Origin of the sequence: Pedobacter zeae (genome assembly GCF_014196715.1) — a bacterium.
In the GTDB taxonomy this organism is placed as follows: Bacteria; Bacteroidota; Bacteroidia; order Sphingobacteriales; family Sphingobacteriaceae; genus Pedobacter; species Pedobacter zeae.
In genome coordinates this window covers 149,355-168,773 of record NZ_JACIEF010000001.1, presented here as the reverse complement: position 1 = coordinate 168,773, position 19,419 = coordinate 149,355, and the positions used below count along the sequence as shown (strand labels likewise).

Annotated in this window: 16 protein-coding genes and 1 tRNA gene; 11 read left to right on the top strand and 6 right to left on the bottom strand. The window is 42.3% G+C overall.

Features of this window, described 5'->3' with window-relative positions:
- The first annotated feature begins 555 nt into the window (after window positions 1–555).
- Window positions 556–1,122, top strand: coding sequence for a 2'-5' RNA ligase family protein (locus tag GGQ60_RS00710; protein WP_183759480.1), 567 nt, complete (start codon window positions 556–558; stop codon window positions 1,120–1,122).
- On the opposite strand, the gene tamL is transcribed toward GGQ60_RS00710, so the two are convergent.
- Window positions 1,123–3,549 carry a translocation and assembly module lipoprotein TamL gene (gene tamL / locus GGQ60_RS00705; protein ID WP_229685056.1) on the bottom strand — a complete coding sequence of 809 codons (2,427 nt, stop codon included), beginning with the start codon at window positions 3,547–3,549 and terminating at the stop codon, window positions 1,123–1,125.
- Between tamL and GGQ60_RS00700 the strand changes: the two genes are divergently transcribed.
- From GGQ60_RS00700 to GGQ60_RS00685, 4 genes are all read left to right on the top strand, one after another.
- Window positions 3,534–4,280, top strand: a complete 747-nt coding sequence (locus GGQ60_RS00700) for a TrmH family RNA methyltransferase (RefSeq protein WP_183759478.1) — start codon at window positions 3,534–3,536, stop codon at window positions 4,278–4,280. The genes tamL and GGQ60_RS00700 overlap by 16 nt on opposite strands.
- Before the next feature lie 59 nt (window positions 4,281–4,339).
- A tRNA-Cys gene (locus GGQ60_RS00695) sits at window positions 4,340–4,413 on the top strand.
- A gap of 33 nt (window positions 4,414–4,446) precedes the next feature.
- Window positions 4,447–4,617 (top strand): hypothetical protein, encoded by a 171-nt coding sequence (locus GGQ60_RS00690; protein ID WP_029275070.1) that lies wholly within the window; start codon window positions 4,447–4,449, stop codon window positions 4,615–4,617.
- A 279-nt stretch (window positions 4,618–4,896) separates the two neighbouring features.
- Window positions 4,897–5,562 carry a DNA alkylation repair protein gene (locus GGQ60_RS00685; RefSeq protein WP_183759477.1) on the top strand — a complete coding sequence of 222 codons (666 nt, stop codon included), beginning with the start codon at window positions 4,897–4,899 and terminating at the stop codon, window positions 5,560–5,562.
- Between the two features lie 46 nt (window positions 5,563–5,608).
- Here GGQ60_RS00685 and GGQ60_RS00680 read toward each other — a convergent pair whose 3' ends face one another.
- The 3 genes from GGQ60_RS00680 to GGQ60_RS00670 all read right to left on the bottom strand — a co-directional run bounded on the left by GGQ60_RS00680 (window position 5,609) and on the right by GGQ60_RS00670 (window position 8,218).
- Complete coding sequence (locus GGQ60_RS00680; RefSeq protein WP_183759476.1) at window positions 5,609–6,655, bottom strand: quinone-dependent dihydroorotate dehydrogenase; 1,047 nt, start codon at window positions 6,653–6,655, stop codon at window positions 5,609–5,611.
- A gap of 427 nt (window positions 6,656–7,082) precedes the next feature.
- The gene (locus GGQ60_RS00675; protein WP_183759475.1) at window positions 7,083–7,733 is read right to left on the bottom strand and encodes an NAD(P)-dependent oxidoreductase; all 651 of its coding nucleotides are present in this window, start codon (window positions 7,731–7,733) and stop codon (window positions 7,083–7,085) included.
- Window positions 7,734–7,807: 74 nt separating this feature from the next.
- Window positions 7,808–8,218 carry an Rrf2 family transcriptional regulator gene (locus GGQ60_RS00670; RefSeq protein ID WP_183759474.1) on the bottom strand — a complete coding sequence of 137 codons (411 nt, stop codon included), beginning with the start codon at window positions 8,216–8,218 and terminating at the stop codon, window positions 7,808–7,810.
- Between the two features lie 182 nt (window positions 8,219–8,400).
- On the opposite strand from GGQ60_RS00670, the gene GGQ60_RS00665 reads away from it, so the two are divergent.
- From GGQ60_RS00665 to GGQ60_RS00640, 6 genes are all read left to right on the top strand, one after another.
- Window positions 8,401–10,308 (top strand): ABC-F family ATP-binding cassette domain-containing protein, encoded by a 1,908-nt coding sequence (locus GGQ60_RS00665; RefSeq protein ID WP_183759473.1) that lies wholly within the window; start codon window positions 8,401–8,403, stop codon window positions 10,306–10,308.
- 411 nt (window positions 10,309–10,719) lie between these two features.
- Window positions 10,720–11,997, top strand: coding sequence for a type IX secretion system plug protein (locus GGQ60_RS00660; RefSeq protein WP_183759472.1), 1,278 nt, complete (start codon window positions 10,720–10,722; stop codon window positions 11,995–11,997).
- Window positions 11,998–12,165: 168 nt separating this feature from the next.
- Window positions 12,166–13,131: a formylglycine-generating enzyme family protein gene (locus tag GGQ60_RS00655; RefSeq protein WP_183759471.1), complete on the top strand. Its 966-nt coding sequence runs from the start codon at window positions 12,166–12,168 to the stop codon at window positions 13,129–13,131.
- Window positions 13,132–13,166: 35 nt separating this feature from the next.
- Window positions 13,167–14,486: a Gfo/Idh/MocA family oxidoreductase gene (locus GGQ60_RS00650; protein ID WP_183759470.1), complete on the top strand. Its 1,320-nt coding sequence runs from the start codon at window positions 13,167–13,169 to the stop codon at window positions 14,484–14,486.
- Between the two features lie 10 nt (window positions 14,487–14,496).
- Window positions 14,497–15,495: an FAD:protein FMN transferase gene (locus GGQ60_RS00645; protein ID WP_183759469.1), complete on the top strand. Its 999-nt coding sequence runs from the start codon at window positions 14,497–14,499 to the stop codon at window positions 15,493–15,495.
- 16 nt (window positions 15,496–15,511) lie between these two features.
- Complete coding sequence (locus tag GGQ60_RS00640) at window positions 15,512–16,438, top strand: hydroxypyruvate isomerase family protein (protein WP_183759468.1); 927 nt, start codon at window positions 15,512–15,514, stop codon at window positions 16,436–16,438.
- A 404-nt stretch (window positions 16,439–16,842) separates the two neighbouring features.
- Here GGQ60_RS00640 and GGQ60_RS00635 read toward each other — a convergent pair whose 3' ends face one another.
- Both GGQ60_RS00635 and GGQ60_RS00630 read right to left on the bottom strand, forming a co-directional pair.
- Entirely contained in the window at window positions 16,843–17,136 is a 294-nt protein-coding gene (locus GGQ60_RS00635) for a GIY-YIG nuclease family protein (RefSeq protein WP_183759467.1), read from the bottom strand.
- A 269-nt stretch (window positions 17,137–17,405) separates the two neighbouring features.
- Window positions 17,406–18,893, bottom strand: coding sequence for an alpha-amylase (locus tag GGQ60_RS00630; protein ID WP_183759466.1), 1,488 nt, complete (start codon window positions 18,891–18,893; stop codon window positions 17,406–17,408).
- Window positions 18,894–19,419 lie beyond the last annotated feature (526 nt).

Genomic DNA, 19,419 nt, shown 5'->3' with positions numbered 1-19,419 from the left:
ATGGAATTCTCCGTGCTCATCCGTGTTTCCGTGGCAAATATAAATAGGTGGATTATCGGTGGTGTCTGATGTTACCATCTGACACAAAAGTAAAAACGTAGTTGCCAACAGCTGTGGATTAATAAATTAAATTACACTTCAGTCGGGGTAACGCTGCCGGTCGGGTTTAGTTAACACCAGCCCGTTTTTCTATGGAATTCTCCGTGCTCATCCGTGTTTCCGTGGCAAATATAAATAGGTGATTATCGGTGGTGTCTGATGTTACCATCTGACACAAAAGTAAAAACGTAGTTGCCAATAGCTGTGGATTAATAAGTTAAATTACACTTCAATCGGGGTAACGCTGCCGGTCGGGTTTAGTTAACACCAGCCCGTTTTTCTGTGGAATTCTCCGTGCTCATCCGTGTTTCCGTGGCAAATATAAATAGGTGGATTATCGGTGGTGTCTGATGTTACCATCTGACACAAAAGTAAAAACGTAGTTGCCAATAGCTGTGGATTAATAATTTATTATAATCACCGTTTATTTGCTAAAAAAATTAGTAAATTTGCTTTATGGAAAATCTTTTTTTGGTCTGCCTGGTTCCGCCTGTTTCGATAGCTGAAGACATCGACGAAATCAGAAACTACATTTCAGCGCAGTTTAATGTGCACGAATCCTTAAAAAGGCCGGTACATATTACCTTATACCCACCGGTTAAATTATCGTCGTTAGCAGCAGAAAACAGGTTTTTCAACGCATTGGAAGATGCCGCTTTCCATGCTCCGTTTACGCAGGTGTTAAAAAATTTCAGTTCATTCCCCGAACATACTTTTTTCCTTGATGTAGAAAAGAACGAGGGTATTATGAACCTCGAAAAACAGCTATCAAAGGCCTTACAGCCCTTAAAGCTGATCACGAAAAAGGAAAAATTCAATCCGCACCTTACCCTGGCATTCAGGGATATCAAACCGGTTTTTAAACAGATTACCGCGGCGTTTAAAGACCGTAAATTTAAGCGTGAATTTCCGGTCTCTTCTTTTTCTGTTTATAAACACCAGGATAAAAGGTGGCAACCCTTTAAGGAGTTTAGGTTTAAAAACCCCGGTACCAGGGCCACAACATTAAGCCTGTTTGCTTAATCAGAAAGGCATGCCAATACCAAAGTTATATTGCAGGAAACGGTAAGTATCAGGGCCGTGTGTGGCGTTATAATTGTTTTTAAATTCTCTTGCCCCTGATAAAAATTTACCAATTACCCATTGATCTGAACCTGTAAACTGTGGATCTTTGAGCTTTAATCCAACATCGAACCTAAATACAAAATATTGTACATCATACCTGAGGCCTACGCCTGTACCAATGGCAAGCTGTTGTACAAACCTGTTTAATTTAAACACGGTTTGCTCATCAAGTGTGGGAGTGGCAACGAGAATTGATTCGCCCTTACGGAGGTTCCATACATTACCGGCATCAACAAAGGCGGCTCCTTTTAATGTTGCTCCAAAAAACTTTTTGGCCACAGTAAAACGGTATTCGAGGTTGGTTTCGATGCGCATGGTTCCGAGCTGATCGAGCCCAAAAAATGCTCTTCTTAAGGTATCGCTTCTTAAAAGCCCCCGGTCATAATTCCCCGGACCAATGGTTCTGGCCTGCCAGGCCCTCACCCCGCTTGATCCGCCAGCAAAAAATTGCTTTTCGAAAGGGATACCCGTTAATACCGAATTTCCATACGCATAAGCCACCCCTGCATTTAAACGGGCAATAAACTGTTTATCGCCACCCAGGTGTTTGTACCACCTTAAATCAACCTCAGGGCGCATGTATTGGTTAAAAGGCAAGCCTAATATTTTTGCAGGATCATTGTTTGCAGGATCGCTTTTTTTACCCCCTAATTTGGATATTCCCTGCAACATATTGCCGGCAATATCCATTCCGGCCCTTAAATAAACAAAAGAACGGTATTCATTCAGTTTATTTGCATTTAGGGTATAAGTATACTTCATTCCCAGGGTTAAATCTTTCCGGCCCAACAATGTAGAATAATAGAGGTTATTTAATACGGTCTCTGCATCTACATTAGGATCCAGGTAGCCAAAACGGTATTCAAAGTTTAAGGGCGTAAAAGAGTGCAGCTTGGATTTCGTTTCTACCCAATCGTAAGTGATCGAATTGATGAAAATCCGTCTTACCGATACATCTTTTTGCAGGGCGTAGATATAACTACTTGAGAAAGTAGTATGCGGCATTCCATTGCCCCCTAAATTAGGGTTATAGAAAGGGATCATTAACCTTGGCACCGTAATACTGGCACTGATCGAAAAATCACGCTGATAAATATCACTAAAAGGTTTGGCTCCGTTGCCTATCCTCGATTGCAAACCACCTTTTAACTGCAGTTCGAACCGTTCTGCCCCTCTAAAAATATTGTTGTTAGTGTAGGTATTGCTTAAGTTAAAACCAACCGTACCACCATTAAACGGCACCTCACCCTCAATACGGTTACTCATCACCTTTTGCGGGATTAATTGTATGACGGTATTAATCCTGTTCGAGGTGCTATCCCTCCTGAAATAATCGATTTTAACGTTTTTGAAAATATTCAGTTCGTACAGGCGGTCATACGTCAGGTTCTCATTCCGGATATCGTAAAGTTCCCCCTGCTTTAAAAAGTCGTACCTCACGATCGGATTTCGCCTGTACCGTTTGGAAAAATCGGTAAATATGATCCCATTTACCGTATCCTTGCTCAATTTATAGCGCACAGAATCCGGAAAACCATCCGGATTTGGTGCAATAATCATATGCGTATACCCGATATTAAACTGTTTGTGGCCTTCAGCAGGTTCGGTTACATTTAAATTTAAATCAATTTTATTGGTTTTGGAGGTCGGCTCCGCACCATAAACATCAAAATTTACATAAGGCCTTAAAAAATAGAAATAGCCGTTTTCTTTCATGATGCGGTAAATCTGTTCCCGCTCGTAGGTTAGCGAATCTTCATCGTACTGCATGCCTTTGTGCAGGTGGCTCACCCCGGCTTTATTAGATAGGTAAAGGTTTCTGATATTCGCATTGGGGATCGAATCGGTCAATTTATCAATAAAATAAGCCGGTCCGGGTTTTGCACTAAAAGTTACCTCGGCCTTCTTATTCGCCACCTTGATAGCAGAAGTGACCTCGGCCTGGCGGTAACCTTTACTTTTCAGGAACTTCTGTATCTGCGTTCTTGAAATTTCTACAAGCGTACTGTCCAAAATAGCAGGCGGTGTACCAAAAGGCTTGATGTCATTGGTTTTGTAGCGCCCATTTTTGGTATTGAACAGGTTGTATAAAGGCACCTGGATACTGAGCTTGGAAGCAGGCCGGAGATCTTTCTGAACGTAATTATAAGCCTGCTCTTCAAATTTCTTGTCAACACTATCAATCGTTACCTTTTTAACGATCGATTGGTAATCGGCAATGTATTTTGTTGATGAACAGGCCTGAATTAAAACAATAATAAATAGTAATATTGCAGTGCTTTTCAGTTTAATATTTATCAAGTATTGGTATGCTTTCAAAATCACAGATTAGTTTTATAAAGTCGTTACATCAAAAAAAATACCGTAAAGAGCATGGTTTATTTATTGTTGAAGGCATAAAATCAATAAAAGAGTTTATCCGGTCAAATTACCACATCCATACCATATTTTATAACAGCGAACAATACAATTTGTTACCCAAATTGCCTGCAAATATAAACTTATTTGAAGTAAAGAACGCTGAATTAGACAAGATTAGTACACTGCAAACCCCACAGGGCTTTTTAGCCTTGGTCCACATCCCTAAAAACCAACCACTGGAAGAAAGAGAGCTGAAAAATCAGTTCACCCTGGTTTTGGATGGCGTGCAGGATCCGGGCAATATGGGCACTATTATCCGTACGGCAGATTGGTTCGGTTTTAAAAAGATTATCTGCTCGCCCGACAGTGTGGAAGTATTCAATCCCAAAACGGTACAGGCCACCATGGGTTCGCTGGCAAGGGTAACTGTTTTCGAAACAGACTTACCCGCATTTTTGGCCAGCAACAAAATCCCGGTATTCGGTGCTTTATTGGACGGTGCATCGATTTATAAAACAGAATGGGGCAATGAGGGCCTGGTTATTCTGGGCAATGAAGGCAAGGGAATTTCGCCCGAAGTGATTAAAAACATCACTAAACCGGTAACCATTCCGAGGATCGGCGAGGCCGAATCTTTAAATGTTGCAGTGAGTGCTGCAATCTTTTGCGCTGAATTAGTGCGGGTTCGAAATTAAATTGAGATATTATTTGCGGGCTAACGAATAATTGCTATTTTTGCAGCCTTGAATTTAAAGGTCGAGTGGCCGAGTGGCTAGGCAGAGGTCTGCAAAACCTTCTACAGCGGTTCGAATCCGCTCTCGACCTCCATTTGTACAAATAAAATAATAAAAGGTTAATACCATGGCAGTTACCAGATTAAAAAGAAAAGACAGAAGAAATAAAAATACAGCTCACCAAGAGGTAGCATTTTTAAAAAGAGCAACTAACATTGAGTTGGGAAGCCGTTCTGCACAGCCTAAAAACGATCAATTAGCTAAAAACAACGCGGTTTTAGCTGCTTTGGCAAAATAGTTTTTAGAAACGAAAAATTTTTAAAGCATCCTTCTGATCAAAGGATGCTTTTTTTATGCATGAGTATTTTTGATATTATTGTAATGCTAAGCCTCTTTTCTAAATCTACCGTCATGCTGAACTTGTTTCAGCATCTTTACTGAAAGATAGACCCTGACCACGATTAGCTACATGGCAAATGAAAATATAATTTCTACTTGTAAAAAAAATTCAAGATGACGAGGTTACGCTAACAACCTAAAACCTTAACTTTAACCTATCAGATTTTTACGGAGAAATATGAACCTTACCGAAACCCTTTCAACCCTTCAATCGCTTGCAGACGAGAAAGTCCGTAAGCAACACCTTAAAAACGGAGCCCGCGAAAATCTGTTCGGGGTTAAAATGGGCGACATCAGAACCCTCGCCAAAAAGATCAAAACCGATCATCCGTTAGCCTTACAGTTATGGGAAACCGCAAACATCGATGCCCGGATGCTGGCGATTTTAATCCTTAATCCCAAGCAACTTTCAGCTGTCGAAATAGAAAACATGGTTGCATCAGAAGAATTTGCCTGGGCAGCCGACTGGTTTTACAATTATGTGGTTAAAGAATATCCTGAGAAGGAACAGTTCCGCGAAAAATGGATGAACTCAGGCGATAAGATGCTTGCCCGTGCAGGCTGGAGTTTAACCAGCGGGCGCATCGCCAGACAGCCGGAAGGTTTGGACATTCCTGCCCTGCTTAACCGCATTGAAAGTGAAATGCCCAGGGAAGCACCAGAAACACAGTGGACAATGAACACTGCCCTAGCCCAGATCGGCATAAACCACCCGGCTTATCGCGAGCGTGCTTTAGCCATAGGCGAAAAACTGGGCATTTACCGCGATTATCCGGTTTCCAAAGGTTGTACTTCGCCCTTTGCACCGATATGGATCAATGCCATGGTGGGCAGGCAAAAATAAGGGGTGTTTAAGAAAAGTATTAAATCTTTAAATGCTTGCCGAAAGCCTAGCTGAATTCTTTAACATTCACCAATGCTTTGCAGATGCTTTTGATCAACCCAGGGCCTTCGTAGATAAACCCCGTATACAACTGCACCAATGAGGCACCGGCATCTATTTTTTCCTGGGCATCTTTAGCCGAGTGGATGCCGCCTACCCCGATAATCGGAAAGGCTTTGTTAGATTTCTCTGAAAGATAACGGATTACCTCGGTTGAACGTTCCTTAACCGGTTTTCCGCTCAACCCACCGGTTTCATCCTTTAAGCTCTGCGCGGTAGCCAGGTTTTCCCTGCTGATGGTGGTATTGGTGGCAATGATCCCTGCAATATTCGTTTCTGCCACAATTTCGATAATATCATCCAATTGGGCATCAGTGAGATCAGGCGCAATTTTTAATAAAATCGGACGCGAAATACCATTTTTAGTATTGCGCTGCTGTAAGGTATTAAGGATCTTCTTAAGTGGCTCTTTTTCCTGTAGCTCGCGTAAACCCGGGGTATTGGGCGAACTTACATTCACCACAAAATAATCTACCACATCAAACAGGCGGTCGAAACATTTAATATAATCGCTTACTGCCTGTTCATTTGGGGTAGCTTTGTTCTTACCGATGTTCCCACCCACAACAATATCGGGATGTTTATCTTTTAGCAAGCGTAAACGCTCTGCCATTACATCTACCCCCTTGTTGTTAAAACCCATTCTGTTGATCAGGGCTTCATCATTGGGCAAACGGAACATCCGGGGTTTGTCGTTTCCGGGCTGGGGCATTGGCGTTACCGTACCCACTTCGATAAACCCGAAGCCCAGATTGCTTAAAGGTTCTACATACTCGCCGTTTTTATCAAATCCGGCCGCCAAACCAACAGGGTTTCTGAATTTTATTCCAAAAACCTCGCGTTCCAAACCTTTAATATGAACATCAAAGCTGCTCCTGATAATGGTTTTACCCAAAGGAAACTTATCATTAAACCACTTTAACCGCTTTACGACAAAATAATGTACGTTTTCAGGGTCAAATTTGAAGAATATTGGTTTAATAAGGCGATACATGCCACGAAGATAAGAACTTATAGGTAATTATCGAAAAAAGGTTAATGAGTTCAATCGTTATTGGCTCAATGGTTCAGTGGTCATTCGTCTGGACAATAGTTCATAGCTCATGGTTTAATAGGTTCATTCGTTCAATGGTCATTCGTTCATTAGTCAAGGCGATAGTTCATGGTTTGATAGCGATGTGGTATAACCTGGCATGCTATAAACTATCAAACCATAAAAAGCATGAACGCTTGTCCATAAACCCTTAGGCAAACAACTATCAAACCATCAACCAACCAACCATGAACTATCAAACCATCAACTAACCAGCCATCAACGATGAACCATCAAACCATCAACCAACCAGCCATCAACCCCAGGCAACCTGTACATCTACAAATGGCCAATGAACTAATGACCAATAAACCAATGAACCAATCTTTTAGTATGCTGCTGTAAACTGCTCCCTGTGGTGTGCATTATTTTCCAGCTCATCGGCAATTACGATCGCTAAATCCTCAACCGATAAGATAGAACGGCCTTCTTCGTTAAAAACCGGACTTGTTTTACCCAAACGGTATTTACCTGTACGACCGATGGTGATGCCCTGATGCATTTCAATGGCAGGACTAAAAAACAACCAGTCCAATTCCTGCTCCTGTTTCAGCGTATTAAAATAATCCCTTACCGCTGTTGCACCCGGTTTATATTCGGCAGGGAATTGAGGCCCGTCAACAAGCTGGTGCCCATCGATCTGTAAAGTACCTGCACCACCGATAAAAATATAACGTTTAACGCCAGCTGCTTTTACCGCTTTTTGGATGGCTTCTGCACCCTGCACAGTATCATGGTATAAATTGGGGTTGGTCCAGCCAGCATTAAAGGCGCTTACCACGGCATCAGCTCCTGTTAAAGCTTCAGTTAATTTTTCAGTATCCAAAACGTCGACAGCCAGTTTCCTTACTTTATCGCTGCTGCTTTCGATTTTGTTGATATCGCGCGCAATGGCAATCACTTCATTTCCACGGCTTACCAGTTCAGTTAAGATGGCTTTACCTACAAAGCCCGATGCTCCAATTAATGCTACTTTCATGTTATTGATTTTTAATTTATTGATTTATTTTTAATATTGTAATATTTATTATTACAGTTAAATTCAAAAAAAATTTATTCAAAGCCCGAGGCAAAATCTGCCAATGTCTGTTTCGATAAATTTTCGATCAGGGCATTCTCTGCATTGAGGTATAAGGCATCCAAATGCTGATTGATCTGTCTGCCGATCGGACATTTAGGATTCGGTTCATTTTTACTCTGCCCCAACACATTGCTGCTTCTTACCGATTTATATACTTCGCCGAGATTAATGTCTTTGGCACTTTTGGCCAGAAACGAGCCTCCCCCCTTACCTTCTTTACTTTCAACAAAACCATGTTTGCGTAAATTCATAATTTCCTTACGTACCAAAACAGGATTGATATTGATACTTCCCGCCAGGTATTCCGAACTCACTAAATCACCTTTCGCCGCGTTTAACAAGGTTAAGATGTGTAAGGAAACAGGAAACCTACTATTGCTCATTCTGTAATTATTTTTATTACAGTACAAAAGTAAGAAGGTTTTATTAAAATCAAAATTTATTTTGCAATTACCTCATCAAAGATTCTTCATTGCATTCAGAACGGCAGAAAAAAGGAACGGTCTCCCCTATTTAAGTTTCCATCTGAAAAAAGCCTTTTAAATTTTGTATTTTTGCAGCCGAAATGATTTCAATAAATAATTTAACATTCCTGATCGGCTCGAGGGCCCTTTATGACGACGCCAACTGGCACATTAAACCAGGCGACAGGGCAGGTCTGATCGGTGCCAACGGAACAGGAAAATCAACACTTTTAAAGATAATTGTAGGCGAGTACGCCCCCACTTCGGGTACCGTTTCAATGTCGAAAGACCTTAAAATCGGTTATCTGAACCAGGATTTACTCTCTTACGATTCGCACCATAGCATTTTGCATGTGGCCATGGAAGCTTTTGAGCGCCAAAACCAGCTGCATGATGAAATTGAAGAACTGCTTAAAAAAATCGAAACTGATTATAGCGAAGAGGTTTTATTTAAACTGAGCGATAAACAGCAGGAATTTGAAGCTTTAGATGGTTATAACATCGAATACAGGGCAAATGAAATACTAGCTGGTTTAGGTTTCAGCACGGCCGATCAGTTGCGTCCGCTTAATACCTTCTCCGGGGGTTGGCGTATGCGTGTAATGCTGGCTAAAATCCTTTTACAGGATCCTGATATCCTGTTACTGGATGAGCCAACCAACCACATGGATTTACCATCCATTAAATGGCTGGAAAATTACCTCATGGGTTTTGAAGGTGCTATTGTAATTGTATCGCACGACAGGTATTTCCTCGATAAGATCGTAAACCGTACGGTTGAATCGCGTAAAGGAAAATTAACCGTTTATGCCGGTAATTACAGCTATTACGTAGAGGAAAAAGCCCTTCGGGGAGAAATTCAGAAAGGTGAATTTAAAAACCAGCAGGCCAAAATTAAACAGGAAGAGCGTTTAATCGAACGTTTTAAAGCGAAAGCTTCCAAAGCAAAAATGGCGCAGTCGCGGATGAAAGCTTTGGATCGGATGGAGCGTATCGAAGATGTTGACGACGAAAACCCGACGGTAAACTTCAGCTTTAAATTCACCAAGCCATCTGGCCGTCATGTTGTGCGTATCGAACATGCCACCAAACATTATCCCAATGTGCATATCCTCGAAGATGCAGAAGCGGTAATCGAAAAAGGTGATAAAATTGCCCTGATCGGTGCAAACGGTAAGGGAAAATCGACTTTACTGAGGATGATTGCAGGCACCGAAAAATTCGAAGGGCTGTGCGAAACCGGTCATAATGTAACCACAACCTTCTTTGCCCAGCACCAGCTCGAATCACTGCACCTTGAAAATGCGATCTTAGAAGAGCTGCAGGCATTTGCGCCAAAACATACCGATACCGAATTGCGTAGCATTTTAGGATGTTTCCTGTTTACCGGCGATGATGTGTTTAAAAAGATCAAGGTGTTATCAGGAGGTGAAAAATCGCGTGTGGCACTGGCAAAATCGCTCACTACAGATTCTAACTTCCTGATCCTGGATGAGCCGACCAACCACCTTGATATCCAATCGGTTAACATCCTTATCCAGGCCCTGCAACAGTTCGAAGGTACTTTTATCACGGTATCGCACGACCGGTATTTCCTGGATAACGTAGCCAATAAGATCTGGTTTATTGAGGGCGAGAAGATCAAAGAATACCCTGGTACCTATGCCGAATACGAAGAATGGAACAGCAAAAGGGTAATTCCGGTTTCAAAACCGATCCCGGTTAAAATGCCTGAGAAACCAAAAGCCGAACCAAAACCCAATACCCCAAATACCGCCAACCAGTTAAAAAAACTGAACGACGAATTGCAGAAAACAGAAAAATTAATTGCAGAGCTGGAGCAAAATGTTAAAAACATCGAAGCCGAACTGGCCGAAGAAAGCGTGTACAGCAATGCTGAAAAACTTGCCGAAGCCAATAAACGCTACGTAGCAACCAAAGCCGATTTAGACAAAAACCAGGAAAAATGGGAAAGTTTAGCCGGCGAAATTATGGAACTGGAAGGCTAGTTTTAAATACCGGTAAGTACAGATATATGGCCGTTTCGATGTCAAATCGGGACGGCTTTTTTTGTGATTAGTAGCTATGATGTGTGGTCAGATGTTACCATCCGACGCTGAGTGAATTCTTAGAAATCCTAAAAATTGATGTGCGGTCAGATGTTACCATCTGACACCGAGTGAATTCTTAGAAATCCTAAAAATAGAATTGCATGCAATTGAATTAGATCAGTGTCAGATAGGAATATCTGACACCACGAATATCTTCCGTGTTATCCGTGTTTCTGTGGCTATTTTCAAAAAAAATATGTTGGTGTCAGATAGTAATATCTGACACCACGGATAGAAATCATCCGTGTTTCCGTGGCAACTACTCACAATTCGGTTTTGTCTCTTCCCAATAAAACTTTACTTTTAACCATGCAGAAAATATTAATTCCGGTCTTATTATTGATCTCCAGTCTGGCTTTTGCTCAAAACAGTCAAACCTTCACAAACGAGAACAAAACTTATCTGCCTAATATTAAAACTGTGCTTTGCTATAACAGCAATAAAGAGCAAAGTATACCGGTAATCATGCTCAATTCGCCTGAAACCATTACTTTTTCTTTTGACGATTTGCTTTCCGGAACCCAAAATTACTGGTACACCATTGAACATTGTACTGCAGAATGGGAAACTTCTAAAATTTCGAGCATTGATTATTTAGGAAGTTTTAACGACGACCGCATCCTCAACTATCGTTATTCATCCAATACCACCCGGAAATATACACATTACGAAATCACGTTGCCCAATACCCAGATCCAACCTAAAATTGGCGGCAATTACGTGTTAAAAGTGTACCTGGATGGCGATAAAAACAAACCGGTTATTTCACAGCGTTTTTATGTGCTCGATAACCAGGTGGCCATTGCGGCAGAAATCACCAATTCCATGCAGGTAGAAAACAGGAGTTACAAACAAAAAATTAACTTCACCATTAACCATGCCTTCCCGATCCAGAACCCCTACCAGGATATAAAAGCGGTGGTGATGCAAAATTTTAATGCCAACACCATCCAGGTGAATACCAAACCGGCATTTGTAAGGCCAAATCAACTGGTTTATAACGACCTGAATACGAATGATTTTTGGGGAGACAATGAGTTTAGAAAGTTCGATACCCGTAGTTTAAGGTACAAAGCCGATAATGTTAAAGGCATATACCGCGATAATGAATCGGTAAACGTAATCCTTTTTCAGGATGTACCCAGAACGGCAGGTGCCTTTGCCAACCAATTTGATGAAAACGGAAACTTTTTTATCCGTAATACCGACGGACGGGACGATAAAACAGAAGCAGAGTACATGAGTGTTTTATTCACCTTAAATGCCCCTGCACCCAGCCCTAACGGCGATGCTTATGTGGTTGGCCGGTTTAACAATTACACCATGGGCAATGAAAACAAGCTGATTTATGACGCCAACAGGAAACAGTTTTACGGTAATATAATCCTTAAACAAGGCCTCTACGACTATGAGTTTGCCTGGTTTAACAAAGATACCAAACTAATGGAAACCAAACCTTTCGAAGGTGCGTTCTTCCAGACCGAAAACAGCTACCAGGTTTTCGTTTATTACCGGCGTCCGGGCGCACGCTGGGATACCCTCATTGGTTATACCAATTTAAGCAATAAAATTTCCGACAGGAGGTAACCAATTGAACCGAAGCACAATATCAATTGTTAATTTGACATTTAATACCATAATACCTACCTTTATTGTTACATAAATTTTCTTTGTTTTAATTGTGGTTATTTACTTTAGCGTTTCAGAAAGCAACCAAAAAAACACTAGAGAATTAAGTGTATCTAACCAAAAATTATGTTTAAAAAGTTAATTGCCGCAGCATTAATCGTCTATCCTAGTGCACAGATTTTAGCACAAAAACCCAGTGATTCGTACACACAATCCATTAACGGAACCAAATTAAAATTCGATATGCAGGCCATACCTGCAGGCAAATTCAAAATGGGAAGTAAAACCGGAAAACCCGATGAGCAACCCGTTCATGAGGTTAAACTCGATGCGTTCTGGATGGGAAAACACGAGGTAACCTGGGATATTTTTGAGCCCTTCCTCTATCGCGATTACGAAAAACAAGCCAGTACAGGTGCCATTCCGGCTGAAGTAGATGCGGTTACCAGGCCCACCAAGCCTTATCTCGATATGACTTTTGGCATGGGCAAGGAGCACCAGCCTGCCATCGCCATGACCCAGTATAACGCCATCCAGTTTTGTAAATGGCTTTACATGCGTACAGGTGTTTTTTACCGCTTACCAACAGAGGCAGAGTGGGAATACGCCTGTAAAGCAGGTACCGAAAGCAAATATTCTTTCGGTGATGATGCCGCTAAATTAGGCGATTATGCCTGGTACAAAGATAACAGCGATAACAAAACCCACCAGGTAGGATTAAAAAAACCAAATGCCTGGGGTTTGTTCGATATGCACGGGAATGTTAGCGAATGGACTTACGATCAATACGTTGCCGATTTTTACAGCCAGGGCAAGGATAAGATCACCGAAAATCCGGTGGCCAAACCCGAAAAGCTCTACCCGAATACCGTTCGTGGCGGGTCTTATGACGAAACCGCGGATAATTTAACTTCAACAGCCAGGCTGGCATCCGATCCATCCTGGAAACAATTGGATCCACAGATTCCGAAAAGCAACTGGTGGTTTCCTGAAGCCCCTTTTGTAGGCATGCGCCTGGTACGACCGGTAAAAACACCTTCGAAAGCAGAAATAGAGGCGTATTACAATAAGCAGCCTATAAAAGACTTTTAAAAAACACTACCCTAACCAAAATAAAATTTAAACACATGAGAAAACCAATTAACCAACAAGATCGTCGCGATTTTTTAAAAGCAACAGCCATGCTGGCCGGCGGGGCCATGTTAAGCAGCATTCCACTGGCCGGAGCCTATGCTTCCGGATCAGACACCATTAAAATTGCCTTAATAGGCTGTGGCGATCGTGGTACAGGAGCAGCTTTCCAGGCACTCAGCACTAAATTCAACATTAAACTGGTAGCCATGGCCGATGCCTTTCAAGACCGCTTAGATGGCAGTTACCAATCGTTAAGCGCTAAATTTGCCGCAAAAATGGATGTTCCGAAAGAACGCCAGTTTGTGGGTTTCGATGCGTATTTAAAAGCCATTCCATTAGCCGATGTCGTGCTGTTAACCACGCCTCCGGGCTTCCGTCCTATCCATTTCGAAGAAGCAGTTAAACAGAATAAACAAATTTTCATGGAAAAACCTGTTGCAGTAGATGCACCGGGTATCAGAAAGGTATTGGCCGCAGCCGAAGAAGCTAAAAAGAAAAAATTAAACGTGGTAGTAGGTTTACAGCGCCGCTACCAGGCCAACTACCGCGAAGCGATGAAACGCATTCAGGATGGTGCCATTGGCGATGTTACGGCAGGCCAGGTATACTGGAACAGCGGTGGCGTTTGGGTACGTCCGCGGAAACCAAACCAGACTGAAATGGAGTACCAAATGAGAAACTGGTATTATTTCAACTGGTTATGCGGCGATCATATTGTAGAGCAGCATGTACACAATATCGATATTGCCAACTGGATCAAAAACGGGCACCCGGTTTCGGTACAGGGAACGGGCAGCCGCGCCTGGAGAACAGGAAAAGATTATGGCGAGATTTATGATAACCACTCTATCGAACTCACTTATGCCGATGGTGCGGTAATCCATAGCCAGTGCAGGCATTTTGAAGGCATCAGTAACCGTGTAGACGAATCTTTTCAGGGTACAAAAGGCAAAATTTACCTTTCGGCCAACAATCAGGCCATCATGAAAGATTACAGCGGTAAAGAACTGTATAACCACAATACCAAAGGAAATGCCAATCCTTACCAGACCGAGCACGACGAACTGTTCGATGCCGTTTCTAAGGGAGAATATAAATTCAGTAATGTAGATTATGCTGCCACAAGTACATTTTCGTCAATTATTGGCCGTCTTGCTACCTATTCTGGTCAAACCATTAAATGGGACGAGGCCTTAGCTTCGAACATCAGCTTAATGCCTGAGCGTTTTGCATGGGATGCCAACCCCAAATTAATGCCTGATGAAAATGGATTATACCCTGTGGCCAGACCAGGGCAAACCAAGGTGATCTAAAACTAAATGGATGCGTAATAGGTTTTTGCTTTTCATTTTGCCCCTGATTTTTGCTTTTTCCCTAAAAAAAGAAATCAGGCAATATAAAATCAATGGTTATGCGCAGGGAACCGATTATGCCATCATGTACTATGCCACTGACAGTTTAGCAATCAAGGCAGGTATAGATAGTTTATTAAACGAAATTGATTTATCGATGTCGCTTTACAAAAAGGGATCATTGATAAATCAATTTAATGCTGCCAGGAAAGAAATTAAGACCGACCGTTTCATAAACGACGTGCTTAAAAGAAGTTTCGAAATTAATCAGGATACCAAAGGCATTTTCGATATTACCGTTGCCCCATTGGTACAAGCCTGGGGTTTTGGACCGAAAGAGGCTAAAAAAGAACCCGATTCAGCAGTCATTAAATCGATATTGGCTTGTGTAGGCATGAAAAACCTAAGGTTAAAAAATGGCTTCTTAAGTAAACTAAAGCCCTGTGTACAGATCGATTTAAATGGCATTGCGCAGGGTTACAGTGTTGATTTAATTGCCGCCTATCTCGAACAAAAAGGAATTAAACAATACGTGGCCGAACTGGGAGGCGAAATCCGGATCGCCGGACCAAAACCCAATGGGGAAGCCATGAAAATCGGCATTGAAGGGCCCGATAAAGATGGGATCCCGGTAATCAGGCATATCGCCGCCATAAATTCGGGCGCCATCACCACCTCAGGCAACTACCGGAAATTTCACCAGAGCGGAAAGAAAAAAATTTCCCACCTGATTGATCCTAAAACAGGCTATCCTTTAGCTAATGAGATGATCAGCGTTACGGTTTATGCGAAAGATGCCATTACCGCCGATGGTTACGATAATGCCTTAATGGCCATGCCCCTCAAAACGGCTATTGCCTTTGTAGAAAGCAGAAAAAACCTCGAAGCTTATTTTGTGTACCACCAAAAAGATGGCAAAGTAGCCGATACCTTAACCACCGGATTTAAAAAATTAATTACACCCCAATAACCTAAAAACCTCACCGATGAAAAGAAGTGAATTTATAAGAAACAGTCTGCTTACGGCTGGTGCAGTTACCACCGGTGGCGGTATTAGCCACCTTCTTGCAGCCGAAAAAACCAATGCCGCATTAAGCGACAAAACGTTCAACCTCGATTATGCCCCGCACCAGGGCATGTTCCAAAATCATGCTGGCAAAAGTTTTTTAGATCAGATCCAGTTTATGTACGATAAAGGTTTCCGTTCTATAGAAGATAACGGCTACCTGGGCCGCCCCGTTGAAGAACAGGAAAAAATCGGAAACCTGTTGGCAAAATTGGGTATGCGCATGGGCGTTTTTGTGGTAGATGGTGGCGACAACTGGAAAACCTCTTTAACCACCGGTAAAAAAGAGTTTAAAGACAAATTTATCGAAACCTGCAAAAAATCAGTCGAAGCTGCAAAGCGCTGTAACGCCAAATGGCTTACCGTAGTGCCCGGGTTTTATGAACGCAACCTACCTTATGGCAACCAGTTTGCCAATGTAATTGATGCCATGCGTGCGGGTGCAGAGATTTTTGAACCTCATGGCCTGATTATGGTTTTGGAAACCCTTAGCGATACACCCGAACTTTTCCTTCAAAAAACCAATGAAACCTACGCCGTTTGTAAAGCAGTTAAAAGTCCTTCTTGTAAAATCCTGTACGACATTTATCACATGCAACGCACAGAAGGCGACCTGATTAAAACCATCGATCGCTGCTGGGACGAAATTGCTTACATCCAGATAGGTGATAATCCGGGCCGGAAAGAACCTACAACCGGAGAAATCAATTATAAAAACCTGTTTAAACACTTGTATAACAAAGGTTATAAAGGTGTTATGGGTATGGAGCACGGCAATTCGAAAGGTGGCAAAGAAGGCGAACTGGCCGTAATTGCGGCTTATCGGGCGGAAGATAATTTTTTGTAGATATATATTTGATTGATCGTCATCCCCAACTTGATTGGGGACCTTAAGGCATTAAGTGAGTTTTGCAAGCCGCATTAAGATTCCCGTCTGCACGGGAATGACGGCTGGATGAGATGCGATCGTCATCCCCAACTTGATTGGGGATCTTAAAGCATTAAGCCGGGTTTGCAAGCCGCATTAAGATTCCCGTCTGCACGGGAATGACGCCTGGATGAGATGCGATCGTCATCCCCAACTTGATTGGGGACCTTAAGGCATTAAGTGAGTTTTGCAAGCCGCATTAAGATTCCCGTCTGCACGGGAATGACGCCTGGATGAGATGCGATCGTCATCCCCAACTTGATTGGGGATCTTAAAGCATTAAGTGAGTTTTGCAAGCCGCATTAAGATTCCCATCTTTAAAATCACAAATCTTCATTAAACAAATCTAGCCATTGAGGATTGTTATCGCTAATCAACTTAATTTTCCAATCCCTATTCCATTTCTTTAATTTCTTCTCTTCAGCAATTGCCTCTTCAATGCTAGGATAGAACATAAAATATACCAGCTTTATGCAATTGTATTTCGCACTAAAGGAAGTTGGATATCTTTTACATTTATGATCAATTACTCTTGAATGTAAATCAGAAGTAACACCAATGTAAAATACCGTGTTAAAGACATTAGTCATAATGTAAACACATCCACCACGTTCCATGTTTTAAAAATACACTATTTCTCATAAGATTTATGTTCTACATAAGGAAAGTATTGCGAATTTTCTGCTTGCCATCGTCTCATGTGTCATCATCCCGAATTTCTTCGGGATCTTAAAGCGCTTGCAGAGTTCTCAAACTGCTTAAGATTCCCGTCTGCACGGGAATGACGCATGGATGAGTTGCATGCAATCGTCATCCCCAACTCGATTGGGGATCTTAAAGCGTTAAACTGGGTTTGCAAGCTACACTAGGATCCCACATCTTATCCTTACCCCACTTTCAATACCCACACCGATACACTACCGGCATTGCAATGAAACTCTGCCCAACCATTTTCATCAATAATCACTTCCTGCTGGCGATAGCCTAAGGCATCAACAAAAGTCTTTCCGGCAAAGTGTTTACCGATTTCCATTTCTTTAAAGCCTTCCTCCCCTGTACTCAGCAATACAGCCAAGCCGCTATTTTCATGTTCCTCATCACCGGCACGGGTCCATCCTACACAAATGCCATGGTCAAAGTAATCACGCTGCTCACCGTAGGCTAAAGTGGCACGGATTTTACTCATGGTTTCTACTGCCGGGATGGCCACGAGCTCAACATGCACCTCCTCACCTTCCTTGTCTTTGTCGTCATAAATCCCGCCATACAGGTCAGGGAAGAATAAGCAGGGAATCCCCTGTATACGCAGCAGGATCATGGCATACGCCAAAGGCCTGAACCAAAAATCAACGTATGATTCCAGCGCCTGCAAAGGTTGCGAATCATGATTATCCACAAATGTTACCGCCAGGTCGGGCTTCACCTGTACCAATGTCCCGTCAAAAATCGTCCGCATGTCAAAGTCCTCATTTTTACTTGCCAGGAAAAAATTATGGTGCAAAAGCGAATCGAATATCTGTGTCCTGCCGCCGGTAATTTCAATATAGTGCAATTGGCCTTCCCTATCCACCACATTCCAATCTTCGGCCACGATAAAAAACTCGCGGTTAAATTTCTGGTTCAGATGATCGATCCATTCGACAATAAAATCCGGGTTGATGTGTTTAACGGCATCTAACCGAAAACCGTCTACTTTGGTGGTTTCCACTATCCATTCGCCCCAGTATTTCAACTCTTCAATTACAGCCCTGTTGCGGTAATCGATATCGTTGAACATCAGGTAATCGTAATTGCCAAATTCGGTTGATGGAACCTCTTCAAAGCCTTCGCCCAGGTAGTTCTGGATCGAATAAATAGCTGTTTCCTTCAGGTCTTCCGCCCAGTCTACCCCACTAAAGCACTCATGGTTCCATATAAATTCAGAATATTTGCCCTTCCGCCCCGGAAAGGTAAACTTGGTCCAGGCCTGTATTTCGAAAACATCGCTTGTAAATTCAGTTCTGTCATCAGGATTTACGGTTCTTACGGCTATTTTTTCCAGTTCATCGCCACCTGCCTTGTGGTTAAAAACGGCGTCAGCCAAAACCCCGATTCCATTTTCATGTAAGGCTTCAATGGCCCTGATGTACTCCTCTTTAGAGCCATGTTTCGTATTTACGCTCCCCTTCTGATCAAATTCGCCCAGATCAAAAAGGTCGTAAACGGCATAACCCACATCATAGGCCGCGTTGTTAGATTTATAGGCTGGCGGCAACCAAACAGCGGTTATCCCGATTTCTTTTAAATGACTGGCTTCGGCAGCTACTTTGGTCCACAAATTTTGTTCTTCGTTATAATACCAATGGAAAAATTGGATCAGGGTCTGGTTCTGCATTAATCGGATTTTTGTTAGGATAACATGATAAAAGATGAATTGTTTTTAAATAACACGCTCCCAAATCTATTTCCCGCAAATCACCGCATAAAAGCAAATCATCAATCTGCGAAAATCTGTGCGACCTGCGGGAACAACCTTAATATGTTTCCCCGCTGATTTCGCAAATCGCCTCAGAAACAATCATCAATCTGCGAGCGATCGTCATGCTGAATTTATTTCAGCATCTTCTCTGCTATTAAAAATACGTCGAATCCAAAATATATTTCCCCGCTCTATGCCGCGGTGGCATGGTAGTTTTTCGCAGTTCGTGTTGTTTTTAGCTGTGCTCAAGAATGCTGCGCATTTTGACGCGCCAAAGTACCCAAAGCGCTTTGTCAATCCAGCAATGTGGCTCACACGGCCCCACTCACATCAAAAAACAGCGGCGCTTCGTTTTGTGTTCAAATTTCCAGAAGAATTTTAATTGTCGCTTATGAACACAAAACCACTGCGTTTAAGGCTTGGCAGTGCTGTATTCTCTTTT

Excerpts from the sequence above, each read along its gene's own strand:
- GGQ60_RS00710 (WP_183759480.1), top strand. The coding sequence starts at position 556 with ATGGAAAATCTTTTTTTGGTCTGCCTGGTTCCGCCTGTTTCGATAGCT.
- GGQ60_RS00700 (WP_183759478.1), top strand. The coding sequence starts at position 3,534 with ATGCTTTCAAAATCACAGATTAGTTTTATAAAGTCGTTACATCAAAAA.
- GGQ60_RS00690 (WP_029275070.1), top strand. The coding sequence starts at position 4,447 with ATGGCAGTTACCAGATTAAAAAGAAAAGACAGAAGAAATAAAAATACA.
- GGQ60_RS00685 (WP_183759477.1), top strand. The coding sequence starts at position 4,897 with ATGAACCTTACCGAAACCCTTTCAACCCTTCAATCGCTTGCAGACGAG.
- GGQ60_RS00680 (WP_183759476.1), bottom strand. The coding sequence starts at position 6,655 with ATGTATCGCCTTATTAAACCAATATTCTTCAAATTTGACCCTGAAAAC.
- GGQ60_RS00675 (WP_183759475.1), bottom strand. The coding sequence starts at position 7,733 with ATGAAAGTAGCATTAATTGGAGCATCGGGCTTTGTAGGTAAAGCCATC.
- GGQ60_RS00670 (WP_183759474.1), bottom strand. The coding sequence starts at position 8,218 with ATGAGCAATAGTAGGTTTCCTGTTTCCTTACACATCTTAACCTTGTTA.
- GGQ60_RS00665 (WP_183759473.1), top strand. The coding sequence starts at position 8,401 with ATGATTTCAATAAATAATTTAACATTCCTGATCGGCTCGAGGGCCCTT.
- GGQ60_RS00660 (WP_183759472.1), top strand. The coding sequence starts at position 10,720 with ATGCAGAAAATATTAATTCCGGTCTTATTATTGATCTCCAGTCTGGCT.
- GGQ60_RS00655 (WP_183759471.1), top strand. The coding sequence starts at position 12,166 with ATGTTTAAAAAGTTAATTGCCGCAGCATTAATCGTCTATCCTAGTGCA.
- GGQ60_RS00650 (WP_183759470.1), top strand. The coding sequence starts at position 13,167 with ATGAGAAAACCAATTAACCAACAAGATCGTCGCGATTTTTTAAAAGCA.
- GGQ60_RS00645 (WP_183759469.1), top strand. The coding sequence starts at position 14,497 with ATGCGTAATAGGTTTTTGCTTTTCATTTTGCCCCTGATTTTTGCTTTT.
- GGQ60_RS00640 (WP_183759468.1), top strand. The coding sequence starts at position 15,512 with ATGAAAAGAAGTGAATTTATAAGAAACAGTCTGCTTACGGCTGGTGCA.
- GGQ60_RS00635 (WP_183759467.1), bottom strand. The coding sequence starts at position 17,136 with ATGGAACGTGGTGGATGTGTTTACATTATGACTAATGTCTTTAACACG.
- GGQ60_RS00630 (WP_183759466.1), bottom strand. The coding sequence starts at position 18,893 with ATGCAGAACCAGACCCTGATCCAATTTTTCCATTGGTATTATAACGAA.